The organism is Leucobacter faecis (assembly GCF_054456695.2).
Genome location: NZ_JBTJER020000004.1, coordinates 305,630 through 323,476 on the forward strand (window position 1 = coordinate 305,630; position 17,847 = coordinate 323,476).

General features: G+C 66.9%; 13 protein-coding genes. 8 read left to right on the forward strand and 5 right to left on the reverse strand.

All coding sequences use genetic code 11. The features are described 5' to 3' along the window. Positions 1-60: 60 nt before the first annotated feature. The 5 genes from ACXR2W_RS06575 to ACXR2W_RS06595 all read left to right on the forward strand — a co-directional run bounded on the left by ACXR2W_RS06575 (position 61) and on the right by ACXR2W_RS06595 (position 7,055). Positions 61-975: an alpha/beta fold hydrolase gene (locus ACXR2W_RS06575; protein WP_458813397.1), complete on the forward strand. Its 915-nt coding sequence runs from the start codon at positions 61-63 to the stop codon at positions 973-975. A 118-nt stretch (positions 976-1,093) separates the two neighbouring features. Next, the gene (locus ACXR2W_RS06580) at positions 1,094-1,486 is read left to right on the forward strand and encodes a DUF2510 domain-containing protein (RefSeq protein WP_458813399.1); all 393 of its coding nucleotides are present in this window, start codon (positions 1,094-1,096) and stop codon (positions 1,484-1,486) included. 402 nt (positions 1,487-1,888) lie between these two features. Further along, entirely contained in the window at positions 1,889-3,817 is a 1,929-nt protein-coding gene (locus ACXR2W_RS06585; protein ID WP_458813401.1) for an HNH endonuclease signature motif containing protein, read from the forward strand. Positions 3,818-3,993: 176 nt separating this feature from the next. Next, positions 3,994-5,049: a lipoate-protein ligase LplAB gene (gene lplAB, locus ACXR2W_RS06590; RefSeq protein ID WP_458813403.1), complete on the forward strand. Its 1,056-nt coding sequence runs from the start codon at positions 3,994-3,996 to the stop codon at positions 5,047-5,049. Between the two features lie 68 nt (positions 5,050-5,117). Further along, entirely contained in the window at positions 5,118-7,055 is a 1,938-nt protein-coding gene (locus tag ACXR2W_RS06595; RefSeq protein WP_458813405.1) for a hypothetical protein, read from the forward strand. Between the two features lie 3 nt (positions 7,056-7,058). Here the strand turns inward: ACXR2W_RS06595 and ACXR2W_RS06600 are convergent, their stop codons facing one another. From ACXR2W_RS06600 to ACXR2W_RS06610, 3 genes are all read right to left on the reverse strand, one after another. Further along, positions 7,059-8,150: a quinone oxidoreductase family protein gene (locus tag ACXR2W_RS06600; protein ID WP_458813407.1), complete on the reverse strand. Its 1,092-nt coding sequence runs from the start codon at positions 8,148-8,150 to the stop codon at positions 7,059-7,061. Between the two features lie 120 nt (positions 8,151-8,270). Further along, positions 8,271-10,586 (reverse strand): YhgE/Pip domain-containing protein, encoded by a 2,316-nt coding sequence (locus tag ACXR2W_RS06605; RefSeq protein WP_458813409.1) that lies wholly within the window; start codon positions 10,584-10,586, stop codon positions 8,271-8,273. Beyond that, positions 10,583-13,537: an MMPL family transporter gene (locus ACXR2W_RS06610; RefSeq protein WP_458813411.1), complete on the reverse strand. Its 2,955-nt coding sequence runs from the start codon at positions 13,535-13,537 to the stop codon at positions 10,583-10,585. Before ACXR2W_RS06610 ends, ACXR2W_RS06605 begins: the two co-directional genes overlap by 4 nt. Before the next feature lie 408 nt (positions 13,538-13,945). On the opposite strand from ACXR2W_RS06610, the gene ACXR2W_RS06615 reads away from it, so the two are divergent. Further along, complete coding sequence (locus ACXR2W_RS06615) at positions 13,946-14,659, forward strand: TetR/AcrR family transcriptional regulator (protein ID WP_458813413.1); 714 nt, start codon at positions 13,946-13,948, stop codon at positions 14,657-14,659. Between the two features lie 136 nt (positions 14,660-14,795). On the opposite strand, the gene ACXR2W_RS06620 is transcribed toward ACXR2W_RS06615, so the two are convergent. Continuing rightward, a complete protein-coding gene (locus ACXR2W_RS06620) occupies positions 14,796-15,008 on the reverse strand; it encodes a hypothetical protein (RefSeq protein ID WP_458813415.1) in 213 nt (70 codons plus the stop codon). 230 nt (positions 15,009-15,238) lie between these two features. On the opposite strand from ACXR2W_RS06620, the gene ACXR2W_RS06625 reads away from it, so the two are divergent. Together ACXR2W_RS06625 and dcd are read left to right on the forward strand one after the other, a co-directional pair. Further along, the gene (locus ACXR2W_RS06625; protein WP_458813417.1) at positions 15,239-15,910 is read left to right on the forward strand and encodes a DUF488 domain-containing protein; all 672 of its coding nucleotides are present in this window, start codon (positions 15,239-15,241) and stop codon (positions 15,908-15,910) included. 179 nt (positions 15,911-16,089) lie between these two features. Beyond that, positions 16,090-16,695 (forward strand): dCTP deaminase, encoded by a 606-nt coding sequence (gene dcd / locus ACXR2W_RS06630; protein WP_458813419.1) that lies wholly within the window; start codon positions 16,090-16,092, stop codon positions 16,693-16,695. Positions 16,696-16,889: 194 nt separating this feature from the next. Here the strand turns inward: dcd and ACXR2W_RS06635 are convergent, their stop codons facing one another. Beyond that, positions 16,890-17,813 (reverse strand): carbon-nitrogen hydrolase family protein, encoded by a 924-nt coding sequence (locus tag ACXR2W_RS06635; RefSeq protein ID WP_489948834.1) that lies wholly within the window; start codon positions 17,811-17,813, stop codon positions 16,890-16,892. Between the last annotated feature and the right edge of the window lie 34 nt (positions 17,814-17,847).

Genomic DNA, 17,847 nt, shown 5'->3' on the forward strand with positions numbered 1-17,847 from the left:
GGCGGCACCGCATCAGCAAAAGCTCTGGCGCCGCCCACCCGAACAGGCCAGAATGGGCCCATGACCCCCGCGAACGACGAGACCCCACAGGCGAAGCAGCCAGCTCCCCGGCACGCCTACACCGAGTTCAGCTTCACCGACGCTCACGGCGTCGAGATCTTCGCGTACGAGTGGCAGCCAGCAAATGGCGACGAGCCTATCGCGGCGGTGCAGATCTCGCACGGCATCGGCGAGCACGCGAAACGGTACGACGCGTTCGCGCAGTACCTCACAAAGGCGGGGTTTGTCGTGTACGCCGACGACCACCGCGGGCACGGCCAGACCGGGTTCACGCAGTACGACGGAGACATGTCGAAGCTCGGCAAGCTCGGCCCTGGCGGGCTCGCTGCGACCGAAAACGAGGTGCTCCAGCTCACTGCGATCATTCGCGAGCGCCACCCCGACCTGCCCGTGGTGATGTTTGCGCACTCGTGGGGGTCGCTCATGGCGCAGCGCATTCTCAACGCGCACCCCTTAGCCTGGGACGCCCTGGTGCTCTCGGGCTCTGCCCTGCGCACCTTTCGACACATGGAGAGCGGCGACCTCAATGCGCGCTGGGCGGGTGAGGGCGCGACGGGCTTCGAGTGGCTCAGCCGCGACGAAGCCGAGGTCGCCAAGTTCGTGGCCGACCCGTTTTGTTTTGGCGCCGATATTCTCAAGCTCTTCGGCGTCGCCGATGGCCTGCGGTTGTATGGCCGCCCGGTCGCGGGCCTCAGCGCGGGCGTGCCGATTCTCATCGTCTCGGGCGCCGAAGACCCGCTCTCGCGCGGCGACGGCCTCACCCAGCTGGCCGAGGCGTACCGGCGCCGCGGCGTGCAAGACGTAACCCTCAAGCTGTACCCCGGCGCGCGCCACGAAACCCTCAACGAAACGAACCGCGACGAGGTGTTTGTCGACCTCTCAACCTGGATCCTCGAGCGCACCTCGACGGCGTAGCGCGCCCGCCTCTTTAGCCCGTAAGCTGCTTGCGTCGCAGATTCTCGATCCGGATCATGCCCGTGCCGCCAGCCACGTTCGTTTGGCACTCTCATAGTGCCGCGTCCAGAATGGCCTTATGACTACGACGACACCTGAGGGCTGGTACGACGACGGTTCTGGCACGCAGCGCTGGTGGGACGGGCAGAAATGGACCGACAAGGTGCAGACGCCACCACCTTTTCAGCCAAGCATCAGTGGCGTGGTTTCACACATTGAGGCCGCGGCAGCCTCGGGTGGACAGCCGCGGCCCGCGCAAACCGGCATGAGCGACGTCGTATTGCAGGTGGTTCTCAAAGAGAAGATGTGGGGCTCGGGGTCTGGCAACCTCACCGAACTCGAAGGCGCGATCAACGCACAGGCCGCCCTGGGATACAGGCTACACACGATCACGACCGCTTCTTCGGGCACCAAGGGCCTCGGCGGAGGCGACCGAATCCAAGCAACTCTGGTGTTCGAGAAACTGGTGTAGTAACGCACGCCGCTTTGGTCGGCGGGCTGCTTGCGGCGCAGTTGCTCGATCCGGATCATGCTTACTCGACCCCGAGCACCTCGCGGACTCGCTTGGACCAGGCGAACGTCGCGAATGGCAGCCGACGAAGGGCGTCGTGGGCGAGCGCAAACTTGCCTTGCGGGCTGCTCCATAACTCTCCCATTGCAACCATGTTTGAAAAATGTAACTTGGTGACGAAGTAAGAATTATCGAACATTGCGCTCTGGGTTCGGTGCGGTGATGCGATCGCCGCTTGCACCCCGCCACCCGGGCCCGCCACCTACGATTCGTTACCATTTCGTGACATTCATGTTGTACCGCGTGAACCTGACCAGGGGTTTTTCTTGCGCCAATGTCGGTGGCTGCGTGGACTATAGAGACATGGAACTTTTCACCTCACTCGCACAGCAGCAGGCGGAGCTACGCCGGCTGCTTGGTGAGGTGCCCGAGACCGCGGTGCTGCCCGACACCATCGCTGCCCTCTCTGACACAGACGTGATGGCGGTGCTCGACGCGGCAGCCAGGCTCGCGCAGACCGCAGACCGGGTGCGCGTCGCCGCGTCGGGTGTCGTCGCGCAGCGCTCCACGCGCGAGGCCGGCCACTCGGGGCTCGCGCAGTCACGCGGTCACCGCAGCCCCGTGTCCCTGGTGCAACAGATCACCGGGGCCTCGCGCGCTCAGGCCGCACGCGAGGTGCGCGTCGGTGAGTCACTGTTTGAAGATGGGCCGGTGGATGCTGGCCTCGATACTTCCGAGCTGGGTGTTGACGCTGGTTCTGACGCGGGTTCGGGCGCTGGTTCTGGCGCGGGTTCGGGCGCTGGTTCTGGCGCTGACGCTTCAGGAGTTATCACCCCACCGCCTCTCCCCTGGCACGCACCTCTTCGCGCCGCTCTTCTAGAGGGTGCGCTCACGACTGAGCAGCATGATGCGATCCGCAGGGGGCTCGGCGAGCCACCGGTCAGCACCGGCGAGCACGAAGGCTCGCCCAGCGCCCGCGTTGAAAACACCGGCACTGAAGACGCCGACGTAGACGCGGCCGCAGAGGCAGAAGCAGCGGCAGAGGCAGAGGCAGAGGCAGCAATCACACAAGCCGCCAACCTTGCCGCGGTCGAAGCATGGCGGCTCGCGGCCGAGCAACTCAGCCTTGAAGCCACCCGCCGCACCGTTGAAGAACTTGCCGGGGCCGCCCGCACCGTGCGCGACCTGCTCGACCCCGACGGGGCCCAGCAGCGGTTCATGACCCGCTACGAAGGCCGCTCGTTTCGCATGTGGGTCGACGCGCACGGGGTGCACCACGGGTCGTTCACCTTCGATGACGAATCAGCCGCGTGGGTACGCTCCATGATTAACGCCGCAATGCGACCCCGGCGAGGCGGGCCCCGCTTTGTCAGCGACGAAGACAAAGAAACCGCACGAGAACTGCGTGACGACCCCCGCAGTAACAACCAGCTCACCCACGATCTCTTAATCGACGTCATGCACGCGGGCACCCTCGCCACCGTCTCACAGGTGTTCGGGGTGAAACAAGCGGGCGTGCGAGTCGTACGCGTCGTCGACGCGCCAGACCCCGAGACCGGGGCGGCCGGGCCTGGCCGGGCGTTCTTTGAAGACGAGAACGCCGCCGTGCCCGTCGATGTCGCGAACCGCATGGTGTGCAACACTGGTGTCGTGCCGGTGATTGTCGACCGCTCGGGCAACCCCCTAAACCTGGGCCGCACCAAACGGTCATACTCTTCAGAGCAGCGCATCGCCCTGTCGCTACGTGACGGCGGCTGCATCTGGACCGGCTGCGACCGGCCCGCCTCATACTGCGAGGCACACCACATCGACGAATGGGACCGTGATGGCGGCCGCACCGATATTGACCGTGGCGCCTTGCTCTGCCGTTTTCACCACATGCAACTCCACGCCGGCGGGTGGCGCATCACTCGCGACGGCAAGGGCCCGTTCAGGCTCCACTCACGAGACGGCGACGTGACCGACCTAGCACCCAGAGCGGCCCGGCAACTTGCTTGGGCACAGCTCACAGTCGTGCCCTCAACCACAACCACGGCCACAGACACAAGCACAGACACAGGCACAGGCACAGGCACAGGCACAGGCACAGGCACAGGCACAGGCACAGGCACAGGCACAGGCACAGGCGCAGGCACGCCCTCGACCGCCCCGTCAGCCACACCCTCAGTGGCGTTTCTGCCGGGCAAGAGCAGGCCACCGGCACCCGTGCCACCCGACAAGTGGCAATCCCTGCCGCACGCCGCGCGCACCCCTGCATCACCGAAGCTGACCCGCGTCAGACGGCAAAACTGAGCTCGAGGGGACAGCTGTGCCCATGCCGGGCCTCTTGCCTGCGCCTGCCTAACCTCACCCGACTAACATCAGGCGGATCCTCGCCCGCAGAAAACCCCCGCCGGCACATGAACCACACTTACCAACATGCCCGCTCATGCGTAGCGCCAAATGGGCCCGGGGCGTAACCTATGGCTATGAGTACACACGGGGAGTTCAAGGTACCCGGCGGCAAGCTCGTTGTCGTCGACTTCGAGGTGGCGCACGGCCGCATCAAAGACTTTCGCCTCTCTGGCGACTTCTTCCTCGAACCCGACGATGCACTCGAGTGCATCAACGGGGCCGTCGAAGGCATGGATCCGGGCGGCACCATCGAGGACTTCGCCGTCGCGATTCAAAAAGCGCTTCCCAAAGAAGTGCACCTGCTCGGCTTCACCCCCGGGTCGGTGGGCGTCGCGATTCGTCGCGCCATGACGGGCGCCGCCCACTGGCGCGACTACGACTGGCAGATTCTGCACGAGCCAGCCGTCACCCCCGTCATGAACGCCGCCCTCGACGAGGTGCTCACGATCGCCGTCGGCGAAGGGCTACGCGGCCCCACCCTGCGCATCTGGGAGTGGAACGAACCCGCCGTCTTCATCGGCAGCTTCCAGTCCATCAAGAACGAGGTCGACGAAGACGAGGCCGCCGCCCGCGGCGCCAAGATCGTGCGGCGCATCTCAGGCGGCGGCGCGATGTACATGGAACCCGAAGCCTGCATCACCTACGCCCTGTACGTGCCGGGCGAGTTGGTGCGCGGCATGAGCTTCGCCGACTCATACGCCTACCTCGACGAGTGGGTGCTCGAAGCGTTGCAGGCCCTCGGCATCAACGCCAGCTACAAGCCGCTCAACGACATTTCGAGCCCTCAGGGCAAGATCGGCGGAGCTGCCCAGAAGCGGCTCGGCTCGGGCGCCGTGCTACACCACGTCACCATGGCCTACGACATGGACGCCGAAGCAATGACGCAGGTGCTGCGCATCGGCCGCGAGAAGCTGTCAGACAAGGGCACCGCGAGCGCGCAAAAGCGCGTCGACCCGCTGCGCAGCCAGACCGGGCTCAGCCGCGAAGCGATCATCGACAAGCTCGTCGAGGTCTTCACGCAGCGCCACGGCGCGACTGTCGGCGAGGTCACCGAGGGTGAGTGGGACGCCGCCGAACGACTCGTCGAGCAGAAGTTCTCGACGCTCGAGTGGATCAAGCGGGTCCCGTAGCCCAAGCGTGTAGGCCCACCCGCCTGCGCTCATTGGAGGATGTCCGAGGCCACCAGTAGGCTCAAACCATGCACGCCGATGAGTCTCAATTTCACGCCGAACTGCGCGCGGCGATGCGCCAACCGTCACCCGTCGAGCTGCTCAGGGTGGCGAGCGCGCTCATCGCGCTGCCCGGCATCGATCCGGCCGAACAAGAGGCTGCTTGGCGCGCGATGCTCGAGGCCCAAGCTGAGAGCGACGCGCGCGGTGTCGGCAGCGCCGGCGAGCAGCTCCGGATCGACGCCTCACGTCCCATCACGCCCACCGATGTTGCCGTCCACCTGCTCGTACCCGCGTTGATCGCGCAGGACGTGCCCGAGCTGAATGCGGTGCTGCGCGTCTGGGGCGAGATGCTCGGTGACGAAGGCGCACGCCTGCGCATCGCGCACGCGGTGAGCCGACGCGACCAGCCCGCATGGCTCGACGCTCTTTCGCTTGCTCGCGTCGACCGGGCCGTGTCGGTGACCGATGTGTTTGGCGAGCGCGAAACCCTGCTCATTGGTGTTGCCATCGCAGAAGAACGCCTTACAGTCGCGTGTGATCTGCACACCCGGGGCACTACCGTCATCGAAGACGCCGACATGGCTCCTCTGCCCCTCGAGTCTTTGGTCACCGACGCACACCCCGGTGCGCCCGGCGCCAAGGGGCGTCGTGAACTCAGCCTCGCTACCGCCGGGGCCCGGCTCGCGAAAGCGCTTGCGGCTACGATCAACGTTTCTGCGGCGAGCGAAACCGACTCGTGGCCGGCCGTGCGCCCCGCACTCGAGTGGATTGCGCGCCTCATGCCCGGTGAGGGGACGGCGGTCGACAGCGCCAACAACACTAACAACAACACCAACACCGCGCACGATGACCGCAGCGACGAGCTGCGCCGGCTCGCCGACGAGTTTCGTGCCTCCCCCGAGGCGAGCGCCCTGCCGGAAGGGGCAGCCGACCAGGTTGAGACGCTCCTACGGCTTCGCGCCGACTACGGCTCGGGCGACGCACTCCGGTGGGGCCCGCGCTTCGTGCACGACCTCATGACCGACCTGTACGTGCGCAGCTATCACGCCCCCGACAAGGTGCTCTTGCAGCTTCCCGCACTCCTGTCTGCGCTCGTGCAGTGGGCCAACACCCGGTCAGGTATTTCTGCGAGCGCGACCGCCCTCACCCTGCACGAGATCGCCGAGCTCACCCCTAAGTTTCAGGGCATCGTGGCAGAGAACGCGAGCAACGCTGCCGACCTTGAACGTCTCGCCCGGGGCAGGCCCCCCAAGCCTCGGCGCATTAAGCGCTCCAAAGCTCCAGCTCACGCGTACGGCCAGCACCCGATGGACGACTTCTTGCTCGAGCATTTTCCGCAGGGCGCCCCGACAGGCAGCGAAGCAGAAGAGAACGCCGGCATGCGCCAGTTCACCCTCTACATGCTCGAACTCGAAGTCGGCAGCCGCGGCGAACTCGCCACGCTCACCGACAAGCCGCTGCCGCCCATCAGTTTTAGCGACGCCCTCGCGGGCTACGACGTCCCCACCGTCGTAGCCGAGCGGCTGCGCACCGTCGCCCCACTCATCGCCGAACGGTTGCCCGCCGTCATCTCCAACCCCGTGCTTGTGACCGAGATCGTGACGATTGCCTACCGCGTGCTCGCACGGTCGGCCGCGGGTGATCCGGGGCTGTATCGCCGGCGCGCTCACGCCAAAGCGATCGCGGCCGCGGCGTGCTGGGTCGCGGCCGCCGGCAACGGCATGTTCACTGAGCACGAGGTGCCGGGATTTGAAGAAGCGTTGCTCGCGGCGGCGTTCGACCTCGAGCAGCTGGACACAGTAGACGCGATCGAGCCGACGCTGCGCGAGCGGGGCGAGGCGATGGTGCGGGCGATGCGCATTACGATCTACAAGCAGTCGGGCGAGTTCTTCTTTGGTGACCCGGGTTTCTACACGCAGCCGATGCGCGCTGACATCATTTGGATGCGCGATCATCGGGCTTAGCCGCTACGCCGTCAGGATCACCTTGCCCGTCGTGCCGCGGCCCTCGAGCGCGGTGTGTGCGGCGGCCGCGTCGGCGAGCGCAAACCGCTCACCGATGCGCACGTCGAGCACGCCGCCCTGAACGCCGGTGAACAGGTCGCCGTAGCGCTTCGCGCGCTCGGCGGGGGTGCGCAAGAAGTGCGCTAGCGTGGGGCGAGTGACACGCAACGACCCGCCAGCGTTGAGCCGCTGCAGGTCGAACGGCGGCACCGGCCCGCTCGCCGCCCCAAACAGCACGAGGTCGCCGCGCACCCGCAGTGACCTGAGCGAGTCGTCGAACGTCGCCTGCCCCACCCCGTCGAACACGGCCTTCACGCCTTCGCCGCCGGTCATGTCGCGCACCCGGTCGGCGAAGTCTTCGTAGCTGATCGCCAGCAGTGCACCGGCGCGCACGCTCAGCTCCTGCTTCTCGGGGGTCGACGCGGTCGTAATGACGCGCACCGCCCGCGCCGCGAGCAACTGCGTGAGCAACAGCCCCACGCCGCCCGCGCCCGCGTGCACGAGTGCTGTGTCACCGGGGCCGAGCCGCACGATCGAGTTCGCGAGGTAGTGCGCGGTGAGCCCCTGCAGCGGCAGTGCGGCAGCGACCTCGGCGCTCACCCCCTCGGGAACGCGCACGGCCTTCTCGGCCGCGACCACAAACTGCTCGGCATAGGTTCCGCGCCCCTCGGCCGTCGTCACCAGGTCACCCACGCGAATCGGCTCGCCCGGCGCTGCGGCATTTTGATCCGGATCATTGGCCGCGCCCATTTCGCCGCCCGCAGCCGACCGCTCACGAGCCAGATCACCAGCGTCAGCGCCAGCCTCAGCGCCGGAGCCCGCGTGACCGGGCAGGGCCGGGCCGACCGCGATCACGCGGCCGCAGCCCTCGGCCCCCGGCGTGAACGGAAACGGCACGCCGTAGAGTCCTGAGCGCTGGTAGGTGTCGATGAAGTTGACGCCCGCCGCGACGGTTTCGACGAGCAGCTCGCCGGGGCCCGGCACGGGCGTCTCGACGGTGGTGAACTGCAGAACCTCAGGCTCGCCCGTGTGCGGGGCAACAATTGCGCGCGTCATGCTTCGAGCCTACGCCTCGTGCACAACGACAGCTACACCGATCCCGTTTCAAGCATCAGCACTGTCGAAAAACTGGTGCTTGAGCCGTGATTGATGCTTGAAGCGACTCACAGAACCCGCCTACTCCCTGCGCGCCCGCCGCACCGCCAGCGCGGTGAGCACGAGACCCGCACCCGCCCAGAGCAGCAGCACGATCGCGGCGATGCCGCCGCCTGCGGTTTCGGTGGCGACCGCCTGAAACCCGTCGAGGGCCGCGCCTATCGGGCTCGCATCGCCAAGCATGGCGAGCGGCGCCGGCACCGTCGACACGATGCCCACCGCGAACGCGACGACCAGCAGCGTGAACGCGACAAAGCGCCCGAACCCGCCCAGCAGCGCGGCGAGCCCCTGCACGAGCAGCGCAAACGCGATGCCCGCCAGCAGCGCAAGCCCAAAGAAGGCGAGCCCCTGCGTGAGCCCGTACCCCAGCGCGATCGGCAGCACGATGCCCGCGAGCGCACCCTGCACGGCCCCCAGCGAAGCTGCAGGCAGCGCGCTGCGCAGCGTGATCCAGCCGACGCCGCGTGCCGCCTCGCGCGTGCGCCGCCACAGCGGAGCCAGCAGCATAAACATCGCGAACGCACCCGCCCACAGGGCGATCCCCGCAAACAGTGGCACACCTGACGAGTTGAACAGCTCGTCGCTCGCCCCCTCAGCCTTCACCGGTGTGATCGCGGTCTTCGCGAGCTTGTCACGCTGGCTCTCGGTGTAGTTGGGGATCCCGCTGGCAGCCTCGCCGAGCCCGCCGGCAAGCGTCGAGGCACCCTTCGCCGACTGGTCGACGCCGTCGGCCAGCTGTGTGGCCCCCTCGGCGAGCGCTGGTACGCCCGCCGCCAGCTCAGAGGTGCCTGTGGCAAGACCAGCGACACCGCCCGCGAGCGCGCCCGCACCCGTCGACAATTCACCGGCGCCCAGCGCAACCCCCGAGACCCCCTCAGACACCTGTGCCGCGCCGCCCGCGAGGGTCGCACCACCGACGGCGAGCTCAGACGCACCACCGGCGATGCCGTCGGCGCCGTCCGCGAGCGCGGCCGCTCCCGCCGACAGTTTGTGCGCACCAGCGGCCGACGCCGCGACACCCTGCGCGAGTTCCTCAGCGCCGACAGCCGCCGAAGCCGCCCCCGCGCTCAGCATTTCGCCCGCGGCGCGAAGCTCGGCGATCTGCCCGCTCGCGCCGCCCAGGCCAGCGATCGCCTGGTCAATCGCGTCGAGCGCCTGCTGTTTCGTCGCCTCATCGGGCATCGGGATCGTGCCGTCGACGATGCCTGCGCGCACGAGCTGCAACTGTTCGACGATGGCCGATCCGCCCGTCGTCACCTGATCGAGGATCCCGTTGATACCCGTCGTGTACTCGGCGACGCCGGCAGCGAGCCCCGCGAGGCCCGTGTTCTCGGGGGTGCCGTCACCGGTGGCGAGCATGCGTGCGCCGCCCGCGAGCTGATCCATGCCCGCGGCGAAACCCGCCACCCCGGGGTTCTCGGGGGTGCCATCACCCTCGGCAAACACGCGCACACCCGCCGCGTACTCGGCGGCGCCGCCAGACAGCGCCCCCGCCCCGTCGGCAAGCCCCTGCGTGCCGGTCGCGATATCGGCCGCGCCCACCCCGAGCGCGCCCACCCCGGTCGCGAGCTGCGATGCGCCGCCCGCGAGGGATCCGGCGCCGGTCGAAAGCTCGCCCGCGCCAGTCGCGAGCTGCTGCGTACCGTCGGCGAGCTGGGTCGTGCCGTCGGCGAGCTGCGTGGCACCGTCGGCGAGCTGCTCGCCTCCCTTCGCGAGCGCGCTCGCGCCGTCGGCCGCGTCGCCGATGCCCCGGTGCAGCTCATTCATGCCGACGAACACGCTGCCCACGAACTGCTCGCCCAGCTGCCGGTTGAGCACGGTCGTCGCCGTCTGCGTGACAATGCCCGACAGCGCCGTGTCGATGAGCCTGCCGCGGTCGCTCTCGGCGACGTCGATGCGCGCCTGCACGGCATCGTCGGGGTCGCCCGACAGCGAGGTCGCGGCGGCCGAGAAGTTCTCGGGGATCGTGATGACGGTCGCGTAGGCTCCCGAGTCGAGGCCCGCCCGTGCGTCGGCCGCGTCGGTGAGCACCCACGTGAAGTTGGTGGCGTTCTCGTAGGCGGTTTCGTCTGCGCTGGCGGCGTCGGTGCCTTCAGTGTCGGTGCCGCCCGCGATCAGCTCGGCGGCGAGCACGCGGCCCAGCGGCACGAGCTGCCCGTCGACCTCGACCGGCTCGTCGAGGTTGACGACCGCCGCGGTAATCGTGTCGAGCCGCTCGGTAGGGTTCCACAACCCCCACAAGAGCACTCCAGCCACCGTGATCGGCACGAGCAAGAGCCCCAAGATCGTGGTCCAGCGCACGGGCTTCGTGCTCTTCAGACGTGTGAGCGCGCTCATCGGGTGCCCTCCTCGGTGTTTTTGAAAATATGCGCGGGTTGTTCCGTTATAGAGGCCGTCATAGACGGAATTTCTCGCGCATATTCTGACTGCGGCACGGGCACGGGGCCGCCCACGGCAAGCGGGGCCGGATCCGGAGCTCGCGGCGGCACCCCCGCCTCGGGCCCGTCGTGCGCCCCGACCAGCCCGTGCAGCCCGACCAGCACCGAACCGTGCGGCAGTAGGTGCTCAGCGAGGTCGCGCGTGCCGAGCACGACGAGGCTCGTGGGCGCGGTGTCGCCGTGCCGGGCGAGCGCCGCGAGCGCGGCCAACGCCGAGCGAATGCTCTCGGTTTCGGCGTAGTCGAGCGGCCGCGTAGCCGCATCGCGCAGGTCGAGCACGAGCACGCGCGGGGCGTCGTGCAGCGCGTCGCGTAACCCGGCGACGTCTGACGCGTCAGCCCAGGCCGCCCGGGCGCGCAGGCTCGAGCCGCGCTCCGGCAGCAGCAGCCCCGCGACCTTCAGCGTGCCGGCCGTGAACTTACCGCGGCCGGCAAGCGCCCGCGCGAGCGGCAGCGACACCGCATCGCGCGGGTCGAGCAGCAGCGCTTCACTTGCCGCGACGCGCAGCCTGGGCACCTGCACCCCGTGCGCGAAGAGCAGCCCGTCGGCCGCGATCGCCGCGGTCGGGTCGTCTGCTGGCCAGTTCTCGTGCGCGATCTCGCGGGTGAGCCCCTCGCCCTCGACATCGAAGGCGGGCAGCAGCTTTGCGAGCCAGCGGGGCATCCACCAGGCGCGATCGCCCAGCAGCGCGAGCACCGCCGGCACCAGCGTCATGCGCACGATGAACGCGTCAACAAACACGCCCACCGCGAGCCCCAGTGCGATCACCTTGATCGATGGGTCACCCTCGGGCACGAACGCCGCGAACACCGCAAACATGATGAGCGCGGCGGCCGTGACCACCTTCGCGCTGCCCACAAACCCGCGCTTTATCGCGTCTTGCGCGTTTGCGCCGTGCACGTATTCCTCGCGAATGCGGGCCACGAGAAACACTTCGTAGTCCATCGCGAGCCCAAACAAGACGCCCATCAAAATGATCGGCATGAAACTGAGCACCGGCCCCGCCGAGTGCACGTTGAGCACGTCGCCGAGCCAGCCCCACTGAAACACGGCGACAACCGCGCCAAACGCGGTGCCCACCGAGAGCAAGAACCCGAGCGTCGCCTTGATGGGCACCCACACCGATCGAAACACCATCGCGAGCAGAATCAGCGACAGCCCGACCACGAGCACCCCAAACGGCACGAGCGCTTCGAGTAGCAGCGTCGACACGTCGATGCCCACCGCGGTGAAGCCTGTCACGGCGAAGCTCACGCCAAACTTTTCTTGCCACTCATCGTGTTTGTCGCGCAGCGCGTGCACCAGCTCGGTCGTGCTCTCTGAGTGCGGGCCCGCGACGGGCACGATCTGCACGATGCCGGTGTCTGCGCCCTGGTTGGGGGTTGACATGGGCACGTCGGCGACGCCCGGCACCTTGCGCACTTCGTCGGCGATGCCCTCCATCAGCCCGAGCGGGTCGGTGCTGCCAATGATCGAACCGGTGAGCAGCAGCGGGCCGTTGTAGCCCTCGCCAAAGTGCTCGCCCGTGAGCTCGTAGGTGACGCGTGCCGGGTTGTCGGCCTCGAGCGAGGTCGCGTTCGGCAGCGCGAGGCGCAGGTCAAGCGCCGGAATCGTCGCGACCCCCAGCCCCACGAGCACCGCCACGATCGTGATGAGCGGCTTGCGGGTCACGCCCCGCACCCAGCCCGCGAAGAACCGGTCGGCCCGCGACGGGTGCGCGGCACCAACCCCCTCGTCATTCTGCGCGAGCTTGCGAGTCGCAGAATCCACGCCCGAGAGCGCGCGGCGGTGCTTGCGCGGCAGGATCCGGATCCCAGCCATCGCGAGGATCGCGGGCGTAAGCGTGATCGCGATCAGCACCGCGACCGCGACGGCCGCGGCGGCGGCGACGCCGAGCGCGGTGAGGAACGGAATGCCAGCGACCGACAGGCCGACAAGGGCGATGATCACCGTGAGACCGGCGAACACAACGGCCGAGCCGCTCGTGGCGGTCGCGCGCGCGATCGACTCGGCGACGGGCATGCCGCCGCGCAGCTGCTCTTGGTGGCGGCTCACGATGAACAGCGTGTAGTCAATGCCGACGGCGAGCCCCAGCATGAGCGCGAGCATGGGGGTGGTCGAGGTGAGCTCGGCGAACGCGGTGACGAAGAAGATGCCGGCGATCGAGACGCCCACGCCCAGCATGGCGATGATCAGTGGCATGCCGGCGGCGAGCAGCGAGCCGAGGGTGAGCAGCAGCACGACGAACGCGATAATCACGCCGATCGCTTCGGTCGCGGTGACACCGGGGATCGCGGCCGAAAACGCGTCGCCGCCGTATGAAGTCTCGCCGCCCGCGGGCAGCCCGGCGCGAATGTCGTCGACGACCCGCTGCACGCCCTGCTCGGTGGCCTCAGCGATACTGCCCGTCTCGGCGTCGAGCTGCACGGTGATGAGCGCGGCGCTTTCGTCAGCGGCGAGCCCGCCCTCGCCTGGCCCCGCTTCTTCACCCGTTGCGTCGACCTGTGTACCCGCGAACGGAGACTGCACGGCGACCGCGTCTTGCACGTCTTCGAGCGCGCGCGTCGCGTCAATGATGATGTCGCGGTAGGGCTGTTCGGTGACCTTATCGCCCGGAGCGGCCGCAACGATCACGGTCGCGCTCGTGCCGCTCACCTCGGGGAAGGTGTGGCTGAGCTGCGTGATCGCTTCTTGTGATTCTGTGCCCGGAATCGAAATCGCCGCGTTTGCACCCTGCCCGAGAAAGACGGCGCCTGCGCCGAGCAGTGCGAGCACCGCGATCCAGAGGGCGAGCACGAGAAACTTCGCCCGGGTGGCCCAGCGGCCAAGGGCATACAGGACGGTCGACATTCGTGCCCTTCAGGTTGCGGGATGTGCTTCGTTCACGGCGGACACACTCCGTTCGATACAGTGGTGTATCCGCTTCGATACACTAGTGTATCGGGACGTGACTCGACGCTTGCTGAGCATCTTGCGCAGGGCGCAGGGCGGTGGACGCCGCGTGGATTCTGCGATTCGCAAGCTCACGCAGAATGACGAGGGGGGCGCGTGGATTCTGCGATTCGCAAGCTCACGCAGAATGACGAGGGGCCGTATCACCCTGCGCACCCTCCCCGCGCCGCCCTGCGCACCTCCACATGGTCACCCTGCGCGACGAAGGAGTCGCAGGGTCCACCACCCAGACAACCCAGGCAGCCAAGGCAGCTCAGGTAGCGGGCACCGCACACACAAACACCAGAAGCATAGGAAGATAGAAGCATGGAACCGCAGTTCGACAAGGGCATGCCCGGGGCACGGCACGATGCCTATGCGCTGCCTGACCCCGCCGCGCAGCCGAGCGCACAGCCGAGCGCGCGTCGGCGAGAGACACAGCTGCGCCTGCTCGACGCGGCGACCGCGGTGTTCTCAGAGCTCGGCCTGCAGGGTGCATCGGTCGAGGCGATCTGTGCGCGAGCCGGGTTTAGCCGCGGCGCGTTTTACTCGAACTTCTCAAGCAAGGAGCAGCTGTTCTTAGCGCTGCTCGAGCGCGAGTTTGGGCGCCGCGCCGACGACGTCGCATCAAAGGCGCTCGAACTCGAACCGCTCATCGCTGCCCACGATGGCAGCCTCACCCCCGCCGAGGCTGCCTCGTATATCGCGCGCTTCTTTGGACCGTCCGACGACGCGACCGCCTGGTTTGTGCTCGAGGCCGAGTTTTTGCTGCTCGCGATGCGCGACCCCGAGCTCGCACCCGGCCACCAAATGTTTATGGACGGCTTCTACGCCAGCATCGCGGGCGTTGTCGAGCGCGTGCTCGCCGCGGCAGGCCGCAAGTTTTCACTGCCCACACACCGCGCAATCCCTGTGCTGAGCGGGGTGTATGAGCGCGCCCTGCGTGCCGCTGCGCTCGCGGGCCCGGGATCGCACGCTGACCTCGACGAGCTCGGCGAGCGCCTCGCTGAACTACTGTTTGCCCTCACCGAGCCGCGTTAGGGCGCTGGCAGGCAGAGGCAACCCCTCTCCCCGCGACAGATGCGGGGGCTCGGTCGGTATTGCCATATCCCGCGCGATACCCCAGTCATAGTCAGGGCTTGTTCTTGTGACCCGAGAATGCTCGTGAGCACGGTCACTAGTTCGTTTTCTGACCAAATGAACCTCTCGCCTCGTTCGTCGCGGGAGCATCGATCTCTTGTTCCTTCAGCTGATGCAAGACCCCGATAGCTTTTCCCAGCGCATCGTTCACGGCTTCGAGTTCTTCGATACGTGCGCGGAGCTGCTCATTCTCGGTTTTGGTGGTGTCGTGATGTTTCGCGCTTTGGCGACGTGACGGGGAAGAAGTCATGACTCTACTGTCTCGCGGAATGAGCCCGCGGGCCAGATCGCCATCAAAGACGGCGCTGCGCCAACGCCCAAACCGATGTCGAGGGGCTCACAAACAACTTGACAAAGAGGGTAAATCGGCGTTTTGGTAGCCGAACCCCCGCATCTACACCCCGCATCTGCGCGAAGCATGACAGACTCCCAATGCTGCCCCTTGAACACCAGGGCGCACCGAGAGCAAAGGAGCTTGTCATGCCGTTTGTCTCGATTGGGCACTCAAACCACGAGCTCGATGAATTCTTGTCGCTGCTCACGAACGCGGGAGTCGACATCGTCGTCGACGTGCGTAAGCTAGCGGGTTCACGGCGCTACCCGCAGTTCAACGCCGACGCACTGGCAACCGCACTCGCCCCCCGCGGCATCGAGTACGAGCACATCGATGAGCTCACCGGGCGGCGACCCAAGTCTCACACTGTGCCACCCGAAACCAACGCGCTCTGGCGCAACCAAAGCTTTCATAACTATGCCGACTACGCCCTGTCATGCGAGTTCGAGGCGGGCCTCACGCGCCTGCGCGCGCTCGGGCGAGCCAGCAACGGCTCCGACGACGGCAGCGACGGCGACGGCAGCGACGGCGACAACACCAACACCAACACCAACACCAACACGAGCACGAGCACGAGCACGAGCGATGCCACCGAGCCGGTCGTCGCGATCATGTGCGCCGAGGCGGTGTGGTGGCGGTGCCACCGGCGCATCATCGCCGACTATTTGCTCGCGCACGGCGAGACCGTCGAGCACATCATCTCGGCGGCCGCACCGCAGCCCGCCACGCTCACCCCCGGCGCGCGGGTCGACAGCACGATTGGCAAGCACGCCGGTAGCGCGGCCGGCAAGCACGTCGTCTACCCGGCACCCGAGTAGCGCAGCTCACGCCGCCATCACCCACACCCACACCCACACCCACACCGCCCACGCTACCGCCCACGGGTGGCGGGGCGCGGCGGCAGGCGATGATCCGGATCGCCAGATCAAAACCCCGGTACGCCCGCAGGCCAGGCGCGCCCAAGCGGGGGCGCCCCGGGCGCATTACACTTGAGCCCGTGCTACTTTCTGATCGCGACATTCAGGCCGAGCTCACTTCTGGGCGCATTGGGCTTTCACCGAGCGACCCCGAGATGGTGCAGCCGTCGAGCGTTGACGTGCGCCTCGACCGGTACTTTCGGCTGTTCGACAATCACAAGTACGCGGTGATTGACCCCGCTGCCGATCAGCCCGAGCTGACGCGGCTCATCGAGGTCGATCCCGAGGAGGGGTTCATTTTGCACCCCGGCGAGTTTGTGCTTGGCTCGACGTACGAGCAGGTCACCCTGCCAGACGATGTTGCCGCTCGTCTCGAGGGCAAGAGTTCGCTGGGGCGCCTGGGCCTGCTGACGCACTCGACAGCCGGATTCATTGACCCCGGGTTCTCGGGGCACGTGACGCTTGAGCTGTCGAACGTGGCGACGCTGCCGATTCGGCTGTGGCCCGGCATGAAGATTGGGCAGCTGTGCTTCTTCCAGCTGTCGTCACCGTCGGATCGCCCCTACGGGTCTGGCGCTACGTTCTCGCGGTACCTCGGGCAGCGGGGGCCAACCGCGTCTCGTTCGCACCTAAACTTTCACCGCACCGACGTAACCGCGACCGACGCGGGGGCGCCTGGGGTGTAGCTGCGGCTTCAGGATTCAAGTCAGGAGCGGAGCACCCGCCCCGAATCCTGCTTCGAGCCTATTCCCTGTCCCATGCGGCCGCCCACTCACCGATCGAAGGCGTGACCGGGCATACATGCGAAGGCCTTGCCCGTTGAAAATAGGTTCAACCTGGGCAAGGCCTTCGTTACCGCTGCACGCGAAACCGGTTGCTGTTAGCTCGCAAAGACCACGCTGGACTGCTGCTTGGTGTTGACGTGAAGCTCAAAAATATCGGGACGACCGTAGTGGCCATTCACGTCAAGATCGAAGTGGCCACGCTGCTTCTCGTTGAGGTCGATATCGGCATACAACACCGTTTCCTCCTCGTACACGGGTCCGGCGAGGACTTTGCCTAGTGGATCGATGATGACGCTACCACCGCGGATCACCCAACCCGATTCACCGATATTGTTCTCGAACTTCTTGTGTGCAGGGTAAGCATCTATGGGCACCGCTTGGCAAGCCGACAAGACGAAGGTCCTGCCCTCTAGTGCGATGTGCGTCATCGTGTTCTGCCAGACGGCGCGCTCGTCCACTGTCGGAGCACAGTAAACCTGCACCCCCTGCGCATACATCGCTTGACGCAATAGCGGCATGTAGTTCTCCCAACAGATCGCGGCGCCCACTCGTCCGACGGGTGACTCGACCACGTCGAGGGTCGAACCATCTCCGAAGCCCCAGATGAGCCGCTCGCTACCAGTCGGCATGACTTTGCGGTGCTTGCCGACGAGACCCAGTGTCGCATCAATCATGGCGACCGTGCAGTACAGAGTCTCTCCGAGCCGCTCGATGACCCCAATAACGACAAACACCTGCGCCTCGGCCGCGGCCGCGGCCAAAGCCTCAATTTCGGGTCCGTCCAGAGCGATGGCCTGCTCGACATAATCACGAAATGCGTCTCTGCCAGCGTCGCTACGCGAGCCCATGACGGTGCCAAAGCCATCACCCTTGGGGTACCCCCCGACAAAAGCTTCGGGAAACACCACAAGCTCAGCACCATTTGCTGCAACTTCGTGAATAAGTTCGACGGCTTTGGCTACGGTCGCTTGGGTGTCTCCGATGACCGAACTGGCTTGGACTACAGCTACTTTTTGCATGTTCATTCCTTAAGTGAAGAGTACGTGAGGTCAA

Bases quoted from the DNA above. Each gene is read 5' to 3' on its own strand.
- ACXR2W_RS06615 (WP_458813413.1), top strand. From the start codon at position 13,946: ATGGAACCGCAGTTCGACAAGGGCATGCCCGGGGCACGGCACGATGCC.
- ACXR2W_RS06585 (WP_458813401.1), top strand. From the start codon at position 1,889: ATGGAACTTTTCACCTCACTCGCACAGCAGCAGGCGGAGCTACGCCGG.
- ACXR2W_RS06635 (WP_489948834.1), bottom strand. From the start codon at position 17,813: ATGCAAAAAGTAGCTGTAGTCCAAGCCAGTTCGGTCATCGGAGACACC.
- ACXR2W_RS06600 (WP_458813407.1), bottom strand. From the start codon at position 8,150: ATGACGCGCGCAATTGTTGCCCCGCACACGGGCGAGCCTGAGGTTCTG.
- ACXR2W_RS06580 (WP_458813399.1), top strand. From the start codon at position 1,094: ATGACTACGACGACACCTGAGGGCTGGTACGACGACGGTTCTGGCACG.
- ACXR2W_RS06620 (WP_458813415.1), bottom strand. From the start codon at position 15,008: ATGACTTCTTCCCCGTCACGTCGCCAAAGCGCGAAACATCACGACACC.
- ACXR2W_RS06625 (WP_458813417.1), top strand. From the start codon at position 15,239: ATGCCGTTTGTCTCGATTGGGCACTCAAACCACGAGCTCGATGAATTC.
- ACXR2W_RS06575 (WP_458813397.1), top strand. From the start codon at position 61: ATGACCCCCGCGAACGACGAGACCCCACAGGCGAAGCAGCCAGCTCCC.
- ACXR2W_RS06610 (WP_458813411.1), bottom strand. From the start codon at position 13,537: ATGTCGACCGTCCTGTATGCCCTTGGCCGCTGGGCCACCCGGGCGAAG.
- ACXR2W_RS06605 (WP_458813409.1), bottom strand. From the start codon at position 10,586: ATGAGCGCGCTCACACGTCTGAAGAGCACGAAGCCCGTGCGCTGGACC.
- lplAB (WP_458813403.1), top strand. From the start codon at position 3,994: ATGAGTACACACGGGGAGTTCAAGGTACCCGGCGGCAAGCTCGTTGTC.
- ACXR2W_RS06595 (WP_458813405.1), top strand. From the start codon at position 5,118: ATGCACGCCGATGAGTCTCAATTTCACGCCGAACTGCGCGCGGCGATG.